Source organism: Methylobacterium sp. NPDC097929, from assembly GCF_049543375.1.
In the GTDB taxonomy this organism is placed as follows: domain Bacteria; phylum Pseudomonadota; class Alphaproteobacteria; order Rhizobiales; family Beijerinckiaceae; genus Methylobacterium.
On record NZ_JBMVEP010000001.1, the window covers coordinates 755,444 to 772,442 of the forward strand.

Here is a 16,999-nt window from a genome sequence, read left to right on the forward strand (position 1 = left end):
TCAGAGGCCCAGATCGCTCAAGGACGGATGGTCGTCGGGGCGCCGGCCGAGCGGCCAATGGTACTTCCGCTCGGACTCGGCGATGGGCAGATCGTTGATGGAGGCGAGCCGGTGGCGCATCAGGCCCGCCTCGTCGAACTCCCAGTTCTCGTTGCCGTAGGAGCGGAACCATTGTCCGCTGTCGTCGCGCCACTCGTAGGCGAAGCGCACGGCGATCCGGTCGTCCCGATGCGCCCAGACCTCCTTGATCAGGCGATACTCCAGTTCCCGCGCCCATTTGCGCCGCAGGAAGGCGGCGATCTCCTCGCGGCCGCGGATGAACTCGGCCCGATTCCGCCAGAGGCTGTCCGGCGTGTAGGCCTGCGCGACGCGCTCCGGGTCGCGGCTGTTCCAGGCATCCTCGGCCATGCGCGCCTTCTGCGCGGCGGTCTCGGCGGTGAAGGGCGGGAAGGGAGGACGGGACATCGCGAGCCTTTCTGTACCGTTCGGTAAACTCAGGACCGATCGGTACAGGAGAATTCAGGCGTCGACAAGGGGCAGCGCGGTGCGCAGCCAATCGATCGGGCGCGTGATGCTTCGGACGACGCGCAAAGGTGGGATCAATGTGGTGCGCGGCCTCTCGGCGCCACGATCCGCGGTTCGACCAGCGTATCGCGGACCGTGGTCGCCGCCTTTTCTCGCCTGGGGTCGGATGATTGTTCCGCTGCCGGCGCGAGAGGATCCCCGTTCGACGCATAGGCTTCGACTGCGCGAGGCCGGAGTTCTTCGATTGCTCTGGCGAAGACCCCGTCGATCGAACCAGTCGAAGATCGCACTTTGCAGGCCGTCAAGTCGAAATGACAAATCCTATAGTATGACACCCCAATGACAGCGTTGTCGTGTGCATTGTTGCAAGCACGACACGGCGAGCAACACCCACATCAGGTATGCACTATTCAGTTCCATTCTGAGACCAGGAACCGACTTACGGCGCGTTGCGGCCCCAGCTGCACGCGCCGCTTTCATTTTGCTATCGTTGTTACTTTGGAACGAAGCTAGCCCAAAGTCCGAGTTCGAGACGGTGACCGTTCGCGACCCGCCTTCGCATCAGGCAGAGGCGGCTTCGAAGTCTGGCGGCCCCGCCTACAACCCGAGCCGCGCCCAGGCGGCGCGCTCCTCCACCGCCGCGATCAGCGCATCGGGAAGCTCGGTCGCCGTCTGGCCCGGGCCGGCCCGGCGCAGCAGGCGGGCGATCCACGAGCCGTGGGCCTCGGCCACGAGACGCAGTTCGACCGTGTCGCCGTAGCGGGCGCGCAGGGTGCTGCGCAGGTCGCCCAACGCATCGACGAGGCCGAGTTCGACCGCCTGCCGCCCGGTCCAGACCGCGCCGGTGAAGAGGTCGCGGCTGCCATCCAGCGACGGCCGGCGCTCGCGCACCAGTCCGGTGAACAGCGCCTGCACGTCGGCCTGGATCTCCTTCAGTCGCACGATGTCCTGCGGGTTCTCGGGGCGGAAGGGATCGAGCATCGCCTTGGCCTCGCCCTGGGTGTGGACGCGCCGCTCGACGCCGATGCGCTCGATCAGCCGATCGAAGCCGAAGCCCGCCGAGACCACGCCGATGGAACCGACGAGCGAGGCGGGATCGGCGACGATCTCGTCGGCGGCGCAGGCGATCATGTAGCCGCCCGAGGCCGCGGCATCCTCCACGAAGGCGAAGACCTTGACGTTCTTCTCCGCCGCGAGCGCCCGGATGCGCCGGTAGATCAGGTGGGACTGCACCGGCGAGCCGCCGGGCGAGTTGATGACGAGGGCCACCGCCGAGAGGTCGGGCACGGAAAACGCCCGTTCCAGGCTCGGTGCCACCGTACTCATCGAGAGCCCCGGCCGGATCGGCGAGACGGCGCCGATGGCCCCGCTCAGGCGCACCACCGACACGCGCGCAACCTCCTTTCGGAAGCGGCGGGGCAGGAGGGCGCGCATCCAGTTCGGGAGGGCAAGCGGCATGGCGGCGTCTCGGGATGCGCAGGGCGTGGGCGCGGAGTCGTGCGCGAGGGTCCGCCCCCGTTAGCAGGAGGGGGCCGGCCGATCCATCGCCGCCCGAGGCCGCCGGAACGTTCACGAAGTCGCGCCGGGGGCGAACCGAACTTGGCCGCGCGACGTTGCTCTCGGCCATGCCCGGGCCTCGTCCCGGCCCGGCGAGGTCGTGGACCGTCCGCGCGGCCCGGAACGAACCGGACGGAACGGAAGGAATCTCTGCCCGATGCGTGTCCTACGTCTGCTCATCCTGGCGTTCGGGATGCTCGGCGGTCTCGCCGGCCTGAACGCCACGGCGAACGCCGCCCCGCTGCCCGTCGCGCCCCTCTCGGGGGCTGCCGCCGAGACGCCCCTGATCAACCCGGTCGGCTGGTACGGCCGGCGCTACTACCGCCGGGCCTACTGGCGCCCGCGCCATTATTATCGCCGCGCCTATTGGCGGCCGCGTCCCTATTACCGTCGCGCCTACTGGGGGCCCAGGCCCTATTACCGCCGCGCGTACTGGCGTCCGCGCCCCTATTATCGCCGGGCCTACTGGCGGCCGCGTTACTACCATCACCGTCCCTACTGGGGTGTGCGCTACCATCACCGCCCGCACTTCTACCGCCCCTGGTACTGAGGCGCAGAACAGCCGCTTTCGAGAGGGCGCCCGGCCGGGCGCTCTTTTTCATGACGGCGGCCAGGGCTCGCCCCGGTGCAGCGCCTCGGCTTCCGGGGTGAAGCGCCCCGCTTCGTCCTGAAGCACCAGGGGCGGCAGCAGGCGCAGCGGGGCCCGGCTGCCCTTCACCGCCGCGATCAGGATGCGGATCGCCGGGCGGTCGGACCGCGCGTGGACGGGGCGGACGGCACAATCTCCGAAGCGCCCATGCAGGGCTTCGAGGCAGGCGGGCAGGGCATCCGCCCGATGGATCAGTCCGAGCCGCCCGCCCGGGCGCAGCAGGTCGGCGCAGGTTCTCAGCCAGCCGTCGAGCCCACCGTCCGCGAAGGTATGCGCCGAGGCCTTCTCCGGGACGGGGGAGGGGCGGTGGCCGCCCGCCTCGAAGAAGGGCGGGTTGGTCAGAACCGCGTCGGCGGCGCCGGACTCGAGGCCTGCCGCCCGGCGCTGCGTCCCCGGCGCCAACAGGTCCGCCTCGACGACGCGGACGCGGTCGTCCAGGCCGTTCTCGCGGGCGTTCTCCCGGGCCAGGGCCGCGAGCGCCGCCTCGCGCTCCACCAGCACCACGCGGCAATCGTCCGCGATGCGCGCCACCGCGAGCCCGACCGCCCCCGTGGCGGCGCCGAGGTCGTAGATCGTCTCGCCGGGGTTCGGAGCCAGCCATCGGGCGAGCAGCACCGCGTCGGTGCCGGCGCGGTGCGCGCCGCGGGCCGGCTGGCGCAGGCGCAGGCGTCCGCCGAGAAAGAGGTCCGGCTCAGCGCTCATCGCGCAGTTCGGCGGCCAGCCCCGCATCCACGAGGATGCGCCGGGCCTGCCGCGCGTGGTCGTCGGGCACCAGCAGGCGGCGCCCGAACATGCCGATCGAGCCCTCCATCAGGCTCATATGCTCGTCGGCCACGAGGAGCGGAATCTGCGCCTCCTCCAACAGCGAGCGGGCGAAGCCGATCAGGACGATGTCGTTGCTGCGGATCAGTTCCGTCACGGCGCCATGTCCCCATCCAGCCGAATGCGCGGCCTTCCGCTCCTAGAGCCAGACGCGATCGCGATGCAATCGGGCAGGAGGCCGAGTCCCTCGGGAGGCCAAGTCCCTGTCCCTGCGCGTTCTTTCCCGTATGTCGCCGCTCCGCTTCGACGCAGGGTGGTCCGGAACCATGCACGCCTTCGTGCAGCCGTGCGTCACGGGCACGTGTTGCAGTGCGCCCGGCCCCGTGCGACAGGGGCAGCCGCGGGGCAGGGGTTCCGGCAGGGCGCCGGCAGTGGGTTTTCCGGAGGCATCGCGTTTGGGCGTCGTCGTTTCCCTCGATGAGGGCCGCTCCGATCCGGAGGCCAGCCTCACCGATCTCGTCGGCCTCGTCGCGGCCGGAATGGAGGGGGTGAACGCGACCATCCTGTCGCGTACGGGCTCCGACGTGGCGATGATCCCCGAGGTCGCCAATCACCTGATCGCCTCGGGCGGCAAGCGCTTGCGCCCGATCCTGACGCTGGCCTGCGCCGACCTGTGCGGCTACGGCGCGGACGATCCGCGGGCGGACGGCGCCGTGAAGCTCGCTGCCGCGGTCGAGTTTATGCACACCGCCACGCTGCTGCACGACGACGTGGTGGACGAGAGCGACATGCGCCGCGGGCGCGTGGCCGCCCGCATCAAGTGGGGCAACGAGGCGAGCGTGCTCGTCGGCGACTTTCTGCTGGGCCAAGCCTTCCGCATGATGGTCGAGGTCGGCTCCCTGCGCGCCCTCGACATCCTCTCGGCGGCCGCCACCGTGATCGCCGAGGGCGAGGTGATGCAGCTCACCGCCGCCAAGAACATCGAGACCAGCGAGGACGAGTATCTCGCCGTGATCCGCGGCAAGACCGCGGAGCTGTTCGCGGCGGCCTGCGAGGTCGGCCCCGTTCTGAGCCAGCGGCCGGACGCGGAACAGGCCGCCTGCCGCGCCTACGGCATGAATCTCGGCATCGCCTTCCAGCTCATCGACGACGTGCTCGATTACGGCGGTACCAGCGCCTCGCTGGGCAAGAACGTCGGCGACGATTTTCGCGAGGGTAAGATCACCCTGCCGATCGTGCTGGCACTCCGCCGCGGCACGGACGAGGAACGGGCCTTCTGGCGCCGCACCCTCGAACGGGAGGATCTGGGGGAGGGCGACCTTCAGCAGGCGCTGGCGATCCTGCGCCGCCACCGCGCCCTGGACGACACGATCGAGCGCGCCCGCCATTACGGCGATCAGGCCCGCGCGGCGCTGGCCCCGTTCCCGAGCGGGCCGATGAAGGCCGCGCTGCTGCAGGTGGTCGATTTCTGCGTCGCCCGGGCGCACTGACGCGCCCCTCGACGGCCATCCTCAGGCGAGGCGCGTCGGCTCGACCCACCAACCCGGCTGCGCCGTGCGGATCGCTTCGGCGGCACCCTGCGCCGCCGCGTCGTCCGAAAAGATCGCGAAGACGGTCGCGCCGGAGCCCGACATCCGCGCCAGCCGGCACCCGCCCTGTGCCCGCAGCCGCGTCAGCGCCTCGCCGATCACGGGGGCGACGGTGAGGGCCGGGGCCTCCAGATCGTTGCGGGCGGGGGCGATCGCGCCGAGCACGGCCTCCGCATCGAGGCCGACGCCGATCGATGGATGCGCGGCCCCGTCGAGCCGCTGGCCGACCGCGAGGCCGAGCGCCTTGAAGACCGGCGCCGTCGCGACCGGCACGCCGGGATTGACCAGCACCGCCGGCAGGGGCGCAAGGTCGAGCACCGGCCCGATCTCCTCACCCGCGCCGCGCATCATCCGCGCCCGCGGATCGAGGCAGACCGGCACGTCCGCGCCGGTGGCCCGCGCCGCCGCGATCAGCGCCGGGTGATCGAGGGAGAGCCCGTTTCCTTCCGCGAGCAGCCGCAGCGCGGCGGCCGCGTCGGACGAACCGCCGCCGATCCCGGCCGCGACCGGCAGCTGCTTGTGCAGGCGGAAGGCGCCCTGTCTCAGTCCAGGCACGGCCGCGGCGAGGTGGCGGGCGGCGCGCAGGACGAGGTTGTCGTCGAGCGGGCCCGCCGGGCCGGCCGTGGGGCCGGCGACCTCCAGGGTCAGATCCTCCCCCGGCACGAGTTCGAGCGTGTCGGCCACCTCGGCGAAGGCGACGAGACTCTCCAGCGCATGGTAGCCGTCGCCCGGCCGCCGGCCGAGCACGTGCAGCGTCAGGTTGATCTTGGCCGGAGCGCGGGTGGTGAGGCGGGACACGGGGGCTCTCGGCCGAAAAGGGCAGGGGTCGCGCCCTGCCATAGGGGCCCGGATCGGAGCGGGCAAGGCGCCTCACCGACCCGCCCGCCAGAGCGACGGCGCGGTGCCTCAGTTTAAGGAGCGGAGGTGAAACGGCTCGCTGACGCGGTCGATCTCAGTTCCCGGGCTTCTTGTCCGCGGAACCCGGCGCGTCGCCGGGGGCGGGAGCACCCTTCGGCAATTCGGGGTTCTGCGGGTTGTGCGGGGCCGCCACGGGAGCCGGCACCGCCTGCGCCGGGTCCTGGGCGGGCGGGTTCTCGGCGGTGGCCGTCGGCTTGTCCGGCTCGGGCAGGCCGTCCTTGAGCTTGGCGTTGATCTTGGTCAGCTCCTCGGGCTCGGGGTTCAGATCCTTGGCGTGCTGCCACTGGAACTTGCCCTCGAGCCGCCGGCCGGTGCGCCAGTAAGCGTCGCCGAGATGATCGTTGATGGTCGGATCGCCGGGCTTCAGCTCGACCGCCTTCTCCAGCTCGCGCACCGCGTCGTCCCAGCGGCCGAGGCGGAAATAGGCCCAGCCGAGGCTGTCGATGATCATGCCGTCGCGGGGCGAGAGATCGACGGCCTGCTTCAGCATCGTGAAGCTCTCGTCGATGTTCATGTTCCGGTCGACCCAGGAATAGGCAAGGTAGTTGAGCACCTGCGCCTTGGCGTTCGGCTGGGTCGGCGGCACGAGGGCGAGCGCCTTCTTCAGATCGGTCTCGGCCTTCTGCCACTCGCCGGCCCGCTCGTAGGCGGTGCCGCGGAAGTAGAACAGCGTCCAGTGATTGGCCTCCCGGCCCGGCCCGATCAGGTTGATGGCGCGGGTATAGGTCTCGGCCGCCTCGGTGAACTTCTTGCGCGCGCGCTGCACGTTGCCGAGCGCCGAGATCACGTCGATGTTGTCGGGATTGGCCTTGAGTACGGTGTCGAGGTGCTGAAGCGCCTCGTCGCCCCGGCCCATCTGTTCGAGGTTCAGCCCGATCTGGATGTCGGCGTTGAGCTTGAGCGGCGAGTTGGCCGGGATCTGCGCATAGGCCTCGTTCGACCGCTCGGTCTGCTTCATGCGGTCGAGCGTGTCGGCGAGCGTCAGCCGGCCCACGGCGTGCTCGGGCGCAAGGTAGAGGGCGAGCCGCATGTAGACCACCGCCGGCAGCTCGTCGCCCTGGGTGGAGCCTGCCGAGCCGAGCCCGTAGAGCACCTCCGCGGCGCCCTCCTGGGCCGAGGAGACCAGCGGCGAGAGCGGCTTGCCGGCCTTGAGCTTGTCGAGAGCGTCCACCACCAGCGGGTGGCGCGGCATCACCTTCTCGAACTCGCTGTAGGCGTCGATGGCCAGATCGGTCCGTCCGATGCCGGCCTCGAAGCGGGCGTAGCCGTCGACGATGCGCAGGGTGTTGCGGTCGGCGTCGTAGGCCGCCTTCAGCTTGCGCTCGGCCTCCGCCCGGTCGCCGACGACGGAGGCGATCAGCCCGGCATGGTAGTCGCGGAAGACGTTGAAGTAGCGCTCGCCCCGCAGGCGGTTCAGCGTCTCGTTGGCCCGCTTGCCGTCGCCCGCGCCGGCATAGGCCCAGGCGGTGAGCAGGGTGGCGGTGAGATCGCCGGCAGCCCCCCGTCCGCTGCGGCCGAAGCTCTGGCGGGCGGCGGCGTACTGGCCGGCCTTGAGCTGGCGCACGCCGAGGGCGAGATGGGCGAGGCCGTTCGTGCTCTCGCGGGTGGCCAGCCGCTCGGCGGCGCGGAAGGCGTCGGTCATGGCGCCGTCGGCGAGCAGCGAGACGAAGGCGCGCTCCAGAAGCTCGGCGTTGCGCGGATCGCCCTTCACCGCCTCGCGGTAGAAGCTCGCCGCGGCCGCGGTGTCCTTCGAGGCGCCCGCGATATAGGCGGAGAGGAAGTTGCCCTCGAGCGACTCCGCCGGCTCGTATTCGGAGATTGGCGAGGATTCCCGCGGCTGCATGGCCGCCGCCGGCAGGATGCCGAGACCGGTCGACGAGAGCAGCAGGGCGAGCGCGGCGGCGCTCCGGCGGGCGGCGTATCCAGACATGGGCACCAGTCGCGGCTCCTTGCGGGTCCGGCGCGAGAGGCTCCTGCAGGGGGCTTCTTCGGCCGGGTCCGGTTTGGCGGGGGACACTGGACTCTTCCCGCCATGACCGCAAGGCGAAAGGATGGCGCCCGGGATGCCGCAAAATGCCCTGGTGCGCCCCCGTCCGAGAGGCCAGGACGGTGCCCGCCCGGAGCCCTCTTTTCGGGCTCGGAGCGCCTTACGAAACGTCCGTCACGGGCTACCCTTGCTCCCGCGCCGATGGCGCGGCGGGCATTTCGTGCGACAGATTCATCCGCCCTCGCCGATCTCCGCTCGCGCGTCCTCGACGAGTTGCGCGAGGCCGGCATCGACCTCCGCCCCGAGGAGCGCCCGCTCCGCCGTCGTCAGGTCCTTGGCCCAGGCGCCGGAACCGAAGCCCTCGCGGCAGCGCACCCGCTCGGAGTCGATGAAGGCCGCGGTCGCGTCGGGCCGGGCGCGCATCGCCTCGACGAAGCCGAACCACGCCGCCCGTTCCACCACCGCAAGGCGGGCGCGCAGCCGCACCTCGGCGGCGCGGGCCGGATCGACCGTCCCGTTCTCAGCCATCGATGCCTCCGCCATCGCCTACCGCTGCTTCCGCTGCTCGCAGCGGGTCTTCACGTAGGTGTTGGCATCGGAATGGCCCGCGCTGGCCGCCAGCACCGGCCCCTGGATCAGGCATTCCTGAAGGGTGTGGGCCGGCCCGATGATGACATCGAGCGCGGTTTCCCGTGAGCAGTCGGGCTGCTGCACGGTGGACGCGCAGACCAGGGCAACGACGAGAATGGGGTTCATGAGATCGGCACCTCTCCGCCGGGATCAGGACCTTGGCAACGTCCCGACGGGGTTCCTGCCTCATCGAGCCCCTGCGCGCGGCGGGCCGGCGTAGGAAGCGTAGACCGCAGCGGCCACGGGTCGGAACGATCAAACCGCCGCGCGCGGATGCGTCGCAGAAGACCGGCCAGCCTGGCGATATCGGAGCGCCGATGACCGACTCCGCCGATCGCGGTGGGCTCGGCCATCCGCGATACACAGCCCTAAATCACGGCAGAGACAGCGGTTTTTCCCGGCAAGGACAGGCTGCCCCAAAAAAGTCGCATGGCGGTCCTGTCTTCGCGGCCATCGGACCACCGTGTCATCCGGACATTCACCAAGAGTTTTGCAAGGAGGCGACGATGTCTTTCGAGGTCGTTCTCACGCAGTCCGCGCAGGAAATCGCCGAGAGAAGCGGTGTTGTTCCGGCTCTCGAAGAGCGTGCGCGTGACGAGATCGCGGATCTTCCGGGCGAGGGCTTGGAAGAACTGGAGCGGCGTCTGTTCCATGCCTTCGCGCTGGGCGACGGCACCGAGGTGATCTGCTCCCTGACCGCCGACGGCGCCGTGCGGGTGGATGCCTGCGAGGCGGGGGAGGCGGCCTGAACCTCTCTCACGGAACCGTGAGGGGCGGGGCCGGATTGCTCCTCCCGCTTACCGTATCCGTCGAGGAGGAAACATGTCCCACGAGACTGTCGGCGTCGAAGCCGACTTCACCAGCCTCGAAGCCGCCCGTGCCGCCAAGCAGCGCCTCGTCCGGGCGGGGTTCGCCCGCAACAGCATCGATATCGACCGCGAAGGCGACACCTTCATCGTCCATCTGCCGACCCGGGAAGCGAACCGGAGGCGGGCCGAGCGCATCCTGCGGGGCCGCGCCTTCGTCGAGAGTGCCAAGAGCACGGGCTGGGCCGCCGCCGACACGCTGGGCAGCAACCGCCTGCTCGTCCTCGGGCTCGCCGGTCTCGCGGGCTTCGCGCTTTTCGGGCTGACGAACCGGCGCTCGTGACCTTGCCGCCCGGCGCCGCTCCAGCGTCGGGCGCATCCCTCAGGTATCGTCGAAGAAGCGGTTAGCCGGCCGCGCCAGCCCGAGATGATCGCGCAGGGTCGTGCCCTCGTACTCCGTGCGGAACAGGCCGCGGCGCTGCAATTTGGGAACGACGCCGTCCACGACATCGTCGATTCCCTCGGGCACGAAGGGGAACATGATGTTGAAGCCGTCGCAGGCCTCCCCTTCCAGCCATTCCTGCATTCCGTCGGCGATCTGCTCCGGCGTGCCGACGAAGCTGAGGCCGCCATAGCCGCCGACGCGGCGGGCGAGGTCGCGCACGCTGGCGCCCGTGCGGCGGGCATAGTCGACGATCTGGGCCTGCGCGCTCCGGCTGGCGTTCGATTCCGGAATCTCGGGCAGCGGCGCGTCGAGGTCGAAGCGAGAGGCGTCGGCGCCGAGCCGCACCGAGAGGTTGGCGAGCCCGCTCTCCACCGGAACCAGCGCGTCGAGCCGCGCCCGCTTTTCCCTGGCTTCCGCTTCCGTCCCGCCGACCACGACGAAGGCGCCGGGCAGGATCTTGAGGGCGTCCGGCTTGCGGCCCGCCGCCAGCATCCGGCCCTTCACGTCGGCGTAGAAGGCCTGGCCGGCGGCGAGCGAGGAAGCCGAGCCGAACACCACCTCGGCGGTCTCGGCCGCGATCTGTCGCCCCGCATCCGAGGCGCCCGCCTGCACGATCACCGGCCAGCCCTGAACCGGCCGCGCCACGTTGAGCGGGCCCTTCACCTTCAGGAACGCGCCCTTGTGGTCGAGGGTGTGCAGCTTGGCCGGATCGAAGAACAACCCGTTCTCGGCGTCCCGCAGGAAGGCATCGTCCGCCCACGAGTCCCACAGGCCGGTGACGACCTCGAAGAACTCGCGGGCGCGGGCGTAGCGGGTGGCGTGGTCGAGATGCGCGTCGCGGCCGAAATTCAGGGCCTCATCCGGGTTGCCGGAGGTGACGAGGTTCCAGCCCGCGCGGCCCTTCGAAATGTGGTCGAGCGAGGCGAACTTGCGGGCGACGTGGTAGGGCTCGTTGTAGGTGGTCGAGGCGGTCGCGATCAGCCCGATGCGCTCCGTCACCATGGCCAGCGCCGGCAGCAGGGTGAGCGGGTCGAAGGAGGTGACCGTGGCCGAGCGCTTCAGCGCCTCCATCGGCATGTTCATCACCGCCAGATGGTCAGCCATGAAGAAGGCGTCGAACTTCCCCGCCTCCAGCTTGCGGGCGAAGCGCACGAGGTGGTCGAGGTTGAAGTTCGCGTCGGGGAAGCCGCCGGGGTAGCGCCACCACGCGGTGTGGATGCCGATCGGGCGCATGAAGGCACCCAGATGGAGTTGCTTGCGGGGCTCGCTCACGAGGCTCTCCAGGCGATGCGGTCGCTCGAAGCCTCGGTATGCCGCGCGCCTCATGCCCGGCACAACCGCCGGCCCGCACTGCTTGCGCCCGACGGCCCCCCTCCCGCACAACATCCGTGCGATCACGGCCTTACGGGAGAGACGGCATGGCGGGACCAGCAGAGGAGGCGCGGGCGACGCGGGACGTGCCCTATCGGGGGCTCAACGGCTGGCTGGCACTCCTCATCGCGGTGCCCTGCCTCGGCCTGGGCGCTCTCACCTTCCTCGGCGGCGGCGTGCTGGTGCTCGGCCGCGGCAGCGCCGGCCCCGCCTTCCTGGCCGTGGCGGCGGTGGCGCTCGTCTCCGGCATCGTCCTGCTCGCCGGTCTTCTCACCCTGAAGCCCCGGCAGGCCGCCGTGCTGACCCTGTTCGGGCGCTATCATGGCACCATCGCCCGCGACGGCTTCTGGTGGCGCAACCCGCTCACGGCCGTGGCCAAGGTCTCGCTGGCGACGGAGGCGCAGGAGACCAAGATTATCACGGTCAACGACCTGATGGGCAACCCGATCACCATCGCGGCGGCCGCGATCTGGCGGGTGCAGGACGCGGCGCGCGCCACCTTCGACGTCGGCAGCTACCACGACTTCGTCTCGCTCCAGGCGGAGGCGGCGCTGCGCAACATCGCCTCGACCCGGCCCTACGACCACGAGGAGGCGGAAAACGTCGGCGACGAGGCGGGCGACGCCAAGCGCCGGCTCGCGGAGAAGGCCACCCGCGTCGCCTCGCTCCGGGCCGACCGGGACGCGATCCACGGTGACCTGATCGCGGAACTGGGCCAGCGCGTCGCGGTGGCGGGCGTGGTGGTCGAGGACGTGCGGATCACCCATCTCGCCTACGCGCCGGAGATCGCGGGCGCGATGCTCAAACGCCAGCAGGCCGGCGCCATCATCGCGGCCCGTCGCCAGATCGTGGAGGGCGCGGTCGCCATCGTGCGCGACACGATCGCCCGCCTGGAGCAGCCTGAGAACGGCCGCCCCGGCATCGCCTTCGACGATCAGGGGCGGGCGAGCATGGCGCAGAACATGCTGATCATGATCGTGGGCGACCGCGAGGCGACGCCGGTGGTGAGCGTGGGGAAGGGGTGAGGCGCGCCTCAACGAGGCAGGAGGTTTCCGCCCGCGGCGACCGGCGATCCGAGCCCCTGGTCTTTCTACGCCTCGTTATCTTTCTGCGCGTCGTTCGTGTACACACTTCGCGTACACTAGAGATTCCAGGGGGCCGCAATGAGCGAACCGAAGGCGGGCGATGCAGCGGAACCGCGGCGGCTCGGCGTGCGCGAGTTCCGCGGCAACATGGCCGGCTACCTGCGCCAGGTTCGGGAGGGACAGTCGTTCCTCATCATGTCCCGTGATGAGATCCTCGCCGAGCTTCGTCCGCCCGCAGCGCCGTTCGTCTTCGGCCGCCAGCCGGGTGCCTTGCGCGGCAAGATCCGCATGGCGCCCGACTTCGACACGCTCCCGTCCGATCTGCTCGCGGCGATGGAAGGGGAGGCGGAGTGAGGCTCCTCCTCGATACGCACGCCCTTCTCTGGTGGCTGAGCGACGACCCGCGACTGGAAGAGCGGGCGCGCGCCCTGATCGCGGATCGACACAACACCGTTCTGGCCAGTGCCGTCTCGCTCTGGGAGATCGTCGTCAAGGTCCGGATCGGGAAGCTCGATGCCGAGATCGATGCGATCGTGCAGGCAATCGATCAGCAGGGCTTCGCGATCCTGCCGATCGATCCGGCTCACCTCACAACGCTGGCCGGTCTTCAGCGACTGACGGACCACCGCGATCCGTTCGATCACCTGCTCATCGCCCAAGCCATCGCGGAAGGCGCCACGCTCGTGTCCGAAGATCGCAACATGCCGCGCTATCCCGTCACGCTCCTCACCTGCTCGGACGCGCCGGGCTGATCAGACGAGCGTCTCGCCCGGGTCAGCACCATGCCCGTGGCAACCGGACCGCACCGCGCAGAAGTTGCGGCGGCCCGTCCTGTCCGCCGTGATGCCGAAGCGGTTCAGATATCCAACTCCGTCCCATCCGCGAACGCTGCCCGTTCGGTGATGAACGCGAAGCGCGCCTCGGGCTTGTTGCCCATCAGGCGCTCCACCGTGTCGCCGGTCGATTCCCGCGCCTCGTCGAGGATGGCGACGCGCAGGAGCGTGCGCTTCTTCGGGTCCATCGTCGTCTCCTTGAGCTGCGCCGGCATCATCTCGCCGAGGCCCTTGAAGCGGCCGATCTCGACCTTGCCGTTCTTGAACACGGTCTTGATGACCCGCTCCTTGTCCGCGTCGTCGCGGGCATAGGCCGATTTCGCACCCTGGCTGATCCGGTAGAGCGGCGGGATCGCGAGGTAGAGGTGCCCCTTGTCGATGAGCCGGGGCATCTGCCGGTAGAAGAAGGTGATGAGGAGCGAGGCGATGTGGGCGCCGTCCACGTCCGCGTCGGTCATGATAATGACCCGGTCGTAGCGAAGATCCCCTTCGCGGAAATTGGCGCCGGTGCCGCAGCCGAGCGCCAGCGTCAGGTCCGAGATGAGTTGGTTGGCCCCGAGCTTGTCGCGGCTGGCCGAGGCCACGTTCAGGATTTTTCCCCGCAGCGGCAGAACCGCTTGCGTGGCCCGGTCGCGGGCCTGCTTGGCCGAGCCGCCGGCCGAGTCGCCCTCGACGATGAAGATCTCCGAGCCCGCGGTCCCGGCGGCCGAGCAATCGGCGAGCTTGCCGGGCAGGCGCAGCTTGCGGGTGGCCGACTTGCGGGCGACCTCCTTCTCCTGGCGGCGGCGCAGGCGCTCCTCGGCCCGGTCGATCACCCAGTCGAGCAGCTTGTTGGCCTGGGCGGGCGAGGCGGCGAGCCAGTGGTCGAAAGCGTCGCGCACCGCCGTCTCGACGATGCGGGAGGCCTCGACCGTCGCGAGCTTGTCCTTCGTCTGACCCTGGAATTCCGGCTCGCGGATGAAGACCGAGAGCATCGAGGCGCAGGTCGCCATCACGTCGTCGGTGGTCACCGCATTCATGCGCTTGGCCTGGTTCACGCGCTCGGCATGCTCGCGCAGGGCCCGGAGCAGGGCGACGCGCAGGCCGGATTCGTGGGTGCCGCCCTCCGGCGTCGGGATCGTGTTGCAGTAGGAATGCGAGACGCCGTCATCGGCGACCGTCCAGGCCACGGCCCATTCGAGCGAGCCGTGCGAGCCGGGCTTCGTCACCTTGCCCGAGAAGATCGTGTCGAGGACGAGCTCCTTCCCCTCGATGTCCCGGGCGAGATAGTCCGAGAGGCCGCCGGGGAAGCGGTGCACGGCCTCGGCCGGCACATCGTCGAGCCCTTCGAGCAGACTGGGCGCGCAGCGCCAGCGGATCTCGACGCCGCCGAAAAGGTAGGCCTTGGAGCGGGCCATCTTGAACAGGCGGCGCGGATCGAACTTCAGCGAGCCGAAGATCTGCGCGTCGGGGTGGAAGCGCACCCGCGTGCCGCGGCGGTTCTGCACCCGCCCGATCGTCTCCAGCGCACCCTGCGCGTGGCCGCGCGAGAAGGTCTGGCGATAGAGGGTTTGGTTGCGGGCGACCTCGACCTCCAGCACGTCGGAGAGCGCGTTGACGACCGAGATGCCGACGCCGTGCAGGCCGCCGGAGGTCTCGTAGACCTTGGAGTCGAACTTGCCGCCCGCGTGCAGCGTGGTCATGATGACCTCGAGCGCGGACTTGCCCGGAAATTTCGGGTGCGGATCGACCGGGATGCCGCGGCCGTTATCGGTCACGACGAGGCTGCCCGATTCCTCCAGCTCCACTTCGATGAAGCTCGCGTGGCCGGCGACCGCCTCGTCCATGGAGTTGTCGATCACCTCAGCGAAGAGGTGGTGCAGCGCCCGTTCGTCGGTGCCGCCGATATACATGCCGGGCCGGCGCCGCACCGGTTCCAGCCCCTCCAGCACCTCGATCGCCGAGGCGTCGTAACCGGCCTCCGCCGGCTCCGGCGCGGGTGCCGGCTGCGCCGCCGCCACGGGCGTCAGGCGTCGCCGCCGCTCGGCCTCCGCGGCCGGCGGCTTGGCACCGGGTCCAAACAGGTCGCGTGCCGGATCGCTCACGCGACGGCTCCTCGAATCGGGTCGGAGGCGGGCTGCATGGCTCTTCATACCCTCGTTGTACTAGAACAAACAGGAAACAAAAAGCCTCCTGTCCGCTTCCGCCGGTCGCAGCGCTCGCGCATGCCGGTCGCGTTCGCGCTCGGTCCGCACTCACGCTCGGGCCCGGCCACGGCGTCAGACTTGCCGTCGAACCCGCTCCAGTGATGCGGGCGGATGGTTAAGCGTCTGTCACGATCCCGTGCCACGATCATCCGCGGCCGCCGCTTCCCTAGCATCCGCTCGCGGAAGGCAGAACGTTGATGGGAGGCAGCCGAGGGTGGCGACGGGAACAAACACCGACCGCCGGACGTTGAATTCGCAAGCCCAGCTTGACCGTAGGGAGCCACGCCGATGACCCCCGCTGCCGCCCAAGCGCGTCACACCTCGCTCCTGCGTCTGGAACAGGCCGCCGGTCAGGCCTTCGGTTATGCCGAGGAGCAGGAGCCGGCAAGCGCTCGTTCCTCCATGCTGCTCTCCTCGTCGAGCTTCGCCATCGCCACGGTGGCGACGGCGCTCGCCGCCACCATCACCTATCTCGTCTGAGCGGAAGGCGGCGTCCTCACGCCGCCGCGGGCAGGGCGCAGAGGCGGATGTCGCGCGCCAGCGCATCGACCCGGGCCGGGTCGGAATCCCAGGCGAACATGAAGCGGGCCGCTCCCCCGATGAAGCCGTAGAACTGCCAACCGCGGGCGCTCAGCCCCTCCTGCACCGGGAGCGGCAGGTTCAGGAACACTCCGTTGGCCTCGACCGGCGCGGCGAGCGAGACGCCGGGCAGGTCGGCGATCCCCCTGACGAGCCGCCGGGCGCAGTCGTTGGCGTGCCGGGCATTGCTCAACCAAGCGCCGCTCTCCAGCATCCCGACCCATGGCGCCGAGAGGTAGCGCATCTTCGAGGCGAGTTGCCCCGCCTGCTTGCAGCGGTAATCGAAATCCTGCGCGAGCCGCGGATCGAAGAAGATCACGGCCTCGCCCACCGCCATGCCGTTCTTCGTGCCGCCGAAGCAGAGCACGTCGACCCCCGCCTTCCAGGTCAGCTCGGCCGGCGAGGCGTCGAGCGAGGCGCAGGCATTGGCAAAGCGCGCGCCGTCCATGTGCAGGCGCAGGCCGAGCGAGCGGCACGTCTCGGCGATGCCCGCGATCTCCGCCACCGTGTAGACCCGCCCCGTCTCCGTCGCCTGGGTCAGCGTCACCGCTCGCGGCTTGGGAAAATGGATATCGCTGCGCTTGCCCGCGATCGCCCGCACGAGGTCGGGGGTGAGCTTGCCGTCCTCCGTGGAAGCGGTGAGCAGCTTCGAGCCGTTGGAGAAGAATTCCGGCGCGCCGCACTCGTCGGTCTCGATATGCGCGGAATCGGCACAGATCACGCTGTGGAAGGATTGGCAGAGCGAGGCGAGCGCCAGTGAGTTGGCCGCCGTGCCGTTGAAGACGAAGAAGACCTCGCACGGCGTCTCGAACAGGCGCCGGAAGCCGTCCGCAGCGGCCTGGGTCCAGCTGTCGGCGCCGTAGGCCGGGGCGTGGCCGGCATTGGCCGCCTGCATCGCGGAGAGGGCTTCCGGGCAGATCCCGGCATAGTTGTCGCTGGCGAATTGCTGCTCGGCCACGGCGCGTCCCAGACTTGCTCACCGAAAAGAAAGGGCCGGACGACATCGCGGTCGTCCGGCCCGACTCTTCGAAGGTTAGGCGGTCGTGGGGCGGCCCGGCAACCGCTCCGTGCCGGGGG

The 16,999-nt window shown here is 70.1% G+C and carries 19 protein-coding genes; 8 read left to right on the plus strand and 11 right to left on the minus strand.

What is annotated here, in order from left to right; translation table 11 throughout:
* Positions 1 to 465, minus strand: a complete 465-nt coding sequence (locus tag ACPCJR_RS03595; RefSeq protein WP_391510649.1) for a DUF1348 family protein — start codon at positions 463 to 465, stop codon at positions 1 to 3.
* 657 nt (positions 466 to 1,122) lie between these two features.
* The gene (locus ACPCJR_RS03600) at positions 1,123 to 1,983 is read right to left on the minus strand and encodes a S49 family peptidase (protein ID WP_391510648.1); all 861 of its coding nucleotides are present in this window, start codon (positions 1,981 to 1,983) and stop codon (positions 1,123 to 1,125) included.
* Between the two features lie 256 nt (positions 1,984 to 2,239).
* On the opposite strand from ACPCJR_RS03600, the gene ACPCJR_RS03605 reads away from it, so the two are divergent.
* Positions 2,240 to 2,632, plus strand: coding sequence for a hypothetical protein (locus ACPCJR_RS03605; protein WP_391510647.1), 393 nt, complete (start codon positions 2,240 to 2,242; stop codon positions 2,630 to 2,632).
* Between the two features lie 48 nt (positions 2,633 to 2,680).
* On the opposite strand, the gene ACPCJR_RS03610 is transcribed toward ACPCJR_RS03605, so the two are convergent.
* Positions 2,681 to 3,433 (minus strand): tRNA1(Val) (adenine(37)-N6)-methyltransferase, encoded by a 753-nt coding sequence (locus tag ACPCJR_RS03610; RefSeq protein ID WP_391510646.1) that lies wholly within the window; start codon positions 3,431 to 3,433, stop codon positions 2,681 to 2,683.
* A complete protein-coding gene (locus ACPCJR_RS03615) occupies positions 3,423 to 3,650 on the minus strand; it encodes a DUF2007 domain-containing protein (RefSeq protein ID WP_391510645.1) in 228 nt (75 codons plus the stop codon). The genes ACPCJR_RS03610 and ACPCJR_RS03615 overlap by 11 nt, the downstream gene beginning before the upstream one ends.
* A 298-nt stretch (positions 3,651 to 3,948) precedes the next feature.
* Between ACPCJR_RS03615 and ACPCJR_RS03620 the strand changes: the two genes are divergently transcribed.
* Positions 3,949 to 4,983 (plus strand): polyprenyl synthetase family protein, encoded by a 1,035-nt coding sequence (locus tag ACPCJR_RS03620; RefSeq protein ID WP_391510644.1) that lies wholly within the window; start codon positions 3,949 to 3,951, stop codon positions 4,981 to 4,983.
* Between the two features lie 21 nt (positions 4,984 to 5,004).
* Here the strand turns inward: ACPCJR_RS03620 and ACPCJR_RS03625 are convergent, their stop codons facing one another.
* From ACPCJR_RS03625 to ACPCJR_RS03640, 4 genes are all read right to left on the minus strand, one after another.
* Positions 5,005 to 5,880 carry a 4-(cytidine 5'-diphospho)-2-C-methyl-D-erythritol kinase gene (locus tag ACPCJR_RS03625; protein ID WP_391516789.1) on the minus strand — a complete coding sequence of 292 codons (876 nt, stop codon included), beginning with the start codon at positions 5,878 to 5,880 and terminating at the stop codon, positions 5,005 to 5,007.
* A gap of 154 nt (positions 5,881 to 6,034) precedes the next feature.
* Positions 6,035 to 7,930, minus strand: coding sequence for a tetratricopeptide repeat protein (locus tag ACPCJR_RS03630; protein ID WP_391511205.1), 1,896 nt, complete (start codon positions 7,928 to 7,930; stop codon positions 6,035 to 6,037).
* A gap of 288 nt (positions 7,931 to 8,218) precedes the next feature.
* A complete protein-coding gene (locus ACPCJR_RS03635) occupies positions 8,219 to 8,515 on the minus strand; it encodes a hypothetical protein (protein ID WP_391510642.1) in 297 nt (98 codons plus the stop codon).
* An 18-nt stretch (positions 8,516 to 8,533) separates the two neighbouring features.
* Positions 8,534 to 8,743: a hypothetical protein gene (locus ACPCJR_RS03640; protein ID WP_391510641.1), complete on the minus strand. Its 210-nt coding sequence runs from the start codon at positions 8,741 to 8,743 to the stop codon at positions 8,534 to 8,536.
* Between the two features lie 191 nt (positions 8,744 to 8,934).
* Here ACPCJR_RS03640 and ACPCJR_RS03645 point away from each other — a divergent pair, with 191 nt between their 5' ends.
* Positions 8,935 to 9,366: a hypothetical protein gene (locus tag ACPCJR_RS03645; RefSeq protein ID WP_391510640.1), complete on the plus strand. Its 432-nt coding sequence runs from the start codon at positions 8,935 to 8,937 to the stop codon at positions 9,364 to 9,366.
* Positions 9,367 to 9,439: 73 nt separating this feature from the next.
* On the plus strand, positions 9,440 to 9,766 hold the full coding sequence (locus ACPCJR_RS03650; protein ID WP_391510639.1) for a hypothetical protein: 327 nt from the start codon (positions 9,440 to 9,442) through the stop codon (positions 9,764 to 9,766).
* Positions 9,767 to 9,805: 39 nt separating this feature from the next.
* On the opposite strand, the gene ACPCJR_RS03655 is transcribed toward ACPCJR_RS03650, so the two are convergent.
* On the minus strand, positions 9,806 to 11,140 hold the full coding sequence (locus ACPCJR_RS03655; RefSeq protein ID WP_391510638.1) for an LLM class flavin-dependent oxidoreductase: 1,335 nt from the start codon (positions 11,138 to 11,140) through the stop codon (positions 9,806 to 9,808).
* 146 nt (positions 11,141 to 11,286) lie between these two features.
* Here ACPCJR_RS03655 and ACPCJR_RS03660 point away from each other — a divergent pair, with 146 nt between their 5' ends.
* The 3 genes from ACPCJR_RS03660 (at position 11,287) to ACPCJR_RS03670 (ending at position 13,076) form a co-directional block, all read left to right on the plus strand.
* Positions 11,287 to 12,264 carry an SPFH domain-containing protein gene (locus tag ACPCJR_RS03660; RefSeq protein ID WP_391510637.1) on the plus strand — a complete coding sequence of 326 codons (978 nt, stop codon included), beginning with the start codon at positions 11,287 to 11,289 and terminating at the stop codon, positions 12,262 to 12,264.
* A gap of 138 nt (positions 12,265 to 12,402) precedes the next feature.
* A complete protein-coding gene (locus tag ACPCJR_RS03665; protein WP_391510636.1) occupies positions 12,403 to 12,678 on the plus strand; it encodes a prevent-host-death protein in 276 nt (91 codons plus the stop codon).
* The gene (locus ACPCJR_RS03670) at positions 12,675 to 13,076 is read left to right on the plus strand and encodes a type II toxin-antitoxin system VapC family toxin (protein WP_391510635.1); all 402 of its coding nucleotides are present in this window, start codon (positions 12,675 to 12,677) and stop codon (positions 13,074 to 13,076) included. The genes ACPCJR_RS03665 and ACPCJR_RS03670 overlap by 4 nt, the downstream gene beginning before the upstream one ends.
* Before the next feature lie 104 nt (positions 13,077 to 13,180).
* Here the strand turns inward: ACPCJR_RS03670 and parE are convergent, their stop codons facing one another.
* Positions 13,181 to 15,241 (minus strand): DNA topoisomerase IV subunit B, encoded by a 2,061-nt coding sequence (gene parE, locus ACPCJR_RS03675; RefSeq protein ID WP_391510634.1) that lies wholly within the window; start codon positions 15,239 to 15,241, stop codon positions 13,181 to 13,183.
* Positions 15,242 to 15,631: 390 nt separating this feature from the next.
* Here parE and ACPCJR_RS03680 point away from each other — a divergent pair, with 390 nt between their 5' ends.
* A complete protein-coding gene (locus ACPCJR_RS03680; protein ID WP_391510633.1) occupies positions 15,632 to 15,823 on the plus strand; it encodes a hypothetical protein in 192 nt (63 codons plus the stop codon).
* A gap of 16 nt (positions 15,824 to 15,839) precedes the next feature.
* On the opposite strand, the gene ACPCJR_RS03685 is transcribed toward ACPCJR_RS03680, so the two are convergent.
* Positions 15,840 to 16,880, minus strand: coding sequence for a threonine aldolase family protein (locus ACPCJR_RS03685; RefSeq protein ID WP_391510632.1), 1,041 nt, complete (start codon positions 16,878 to 16,880; stop codon positions 15,840 to 15,842).
* Positions 16,881 to 16,999: the final 119 nt, after the last annotated feature.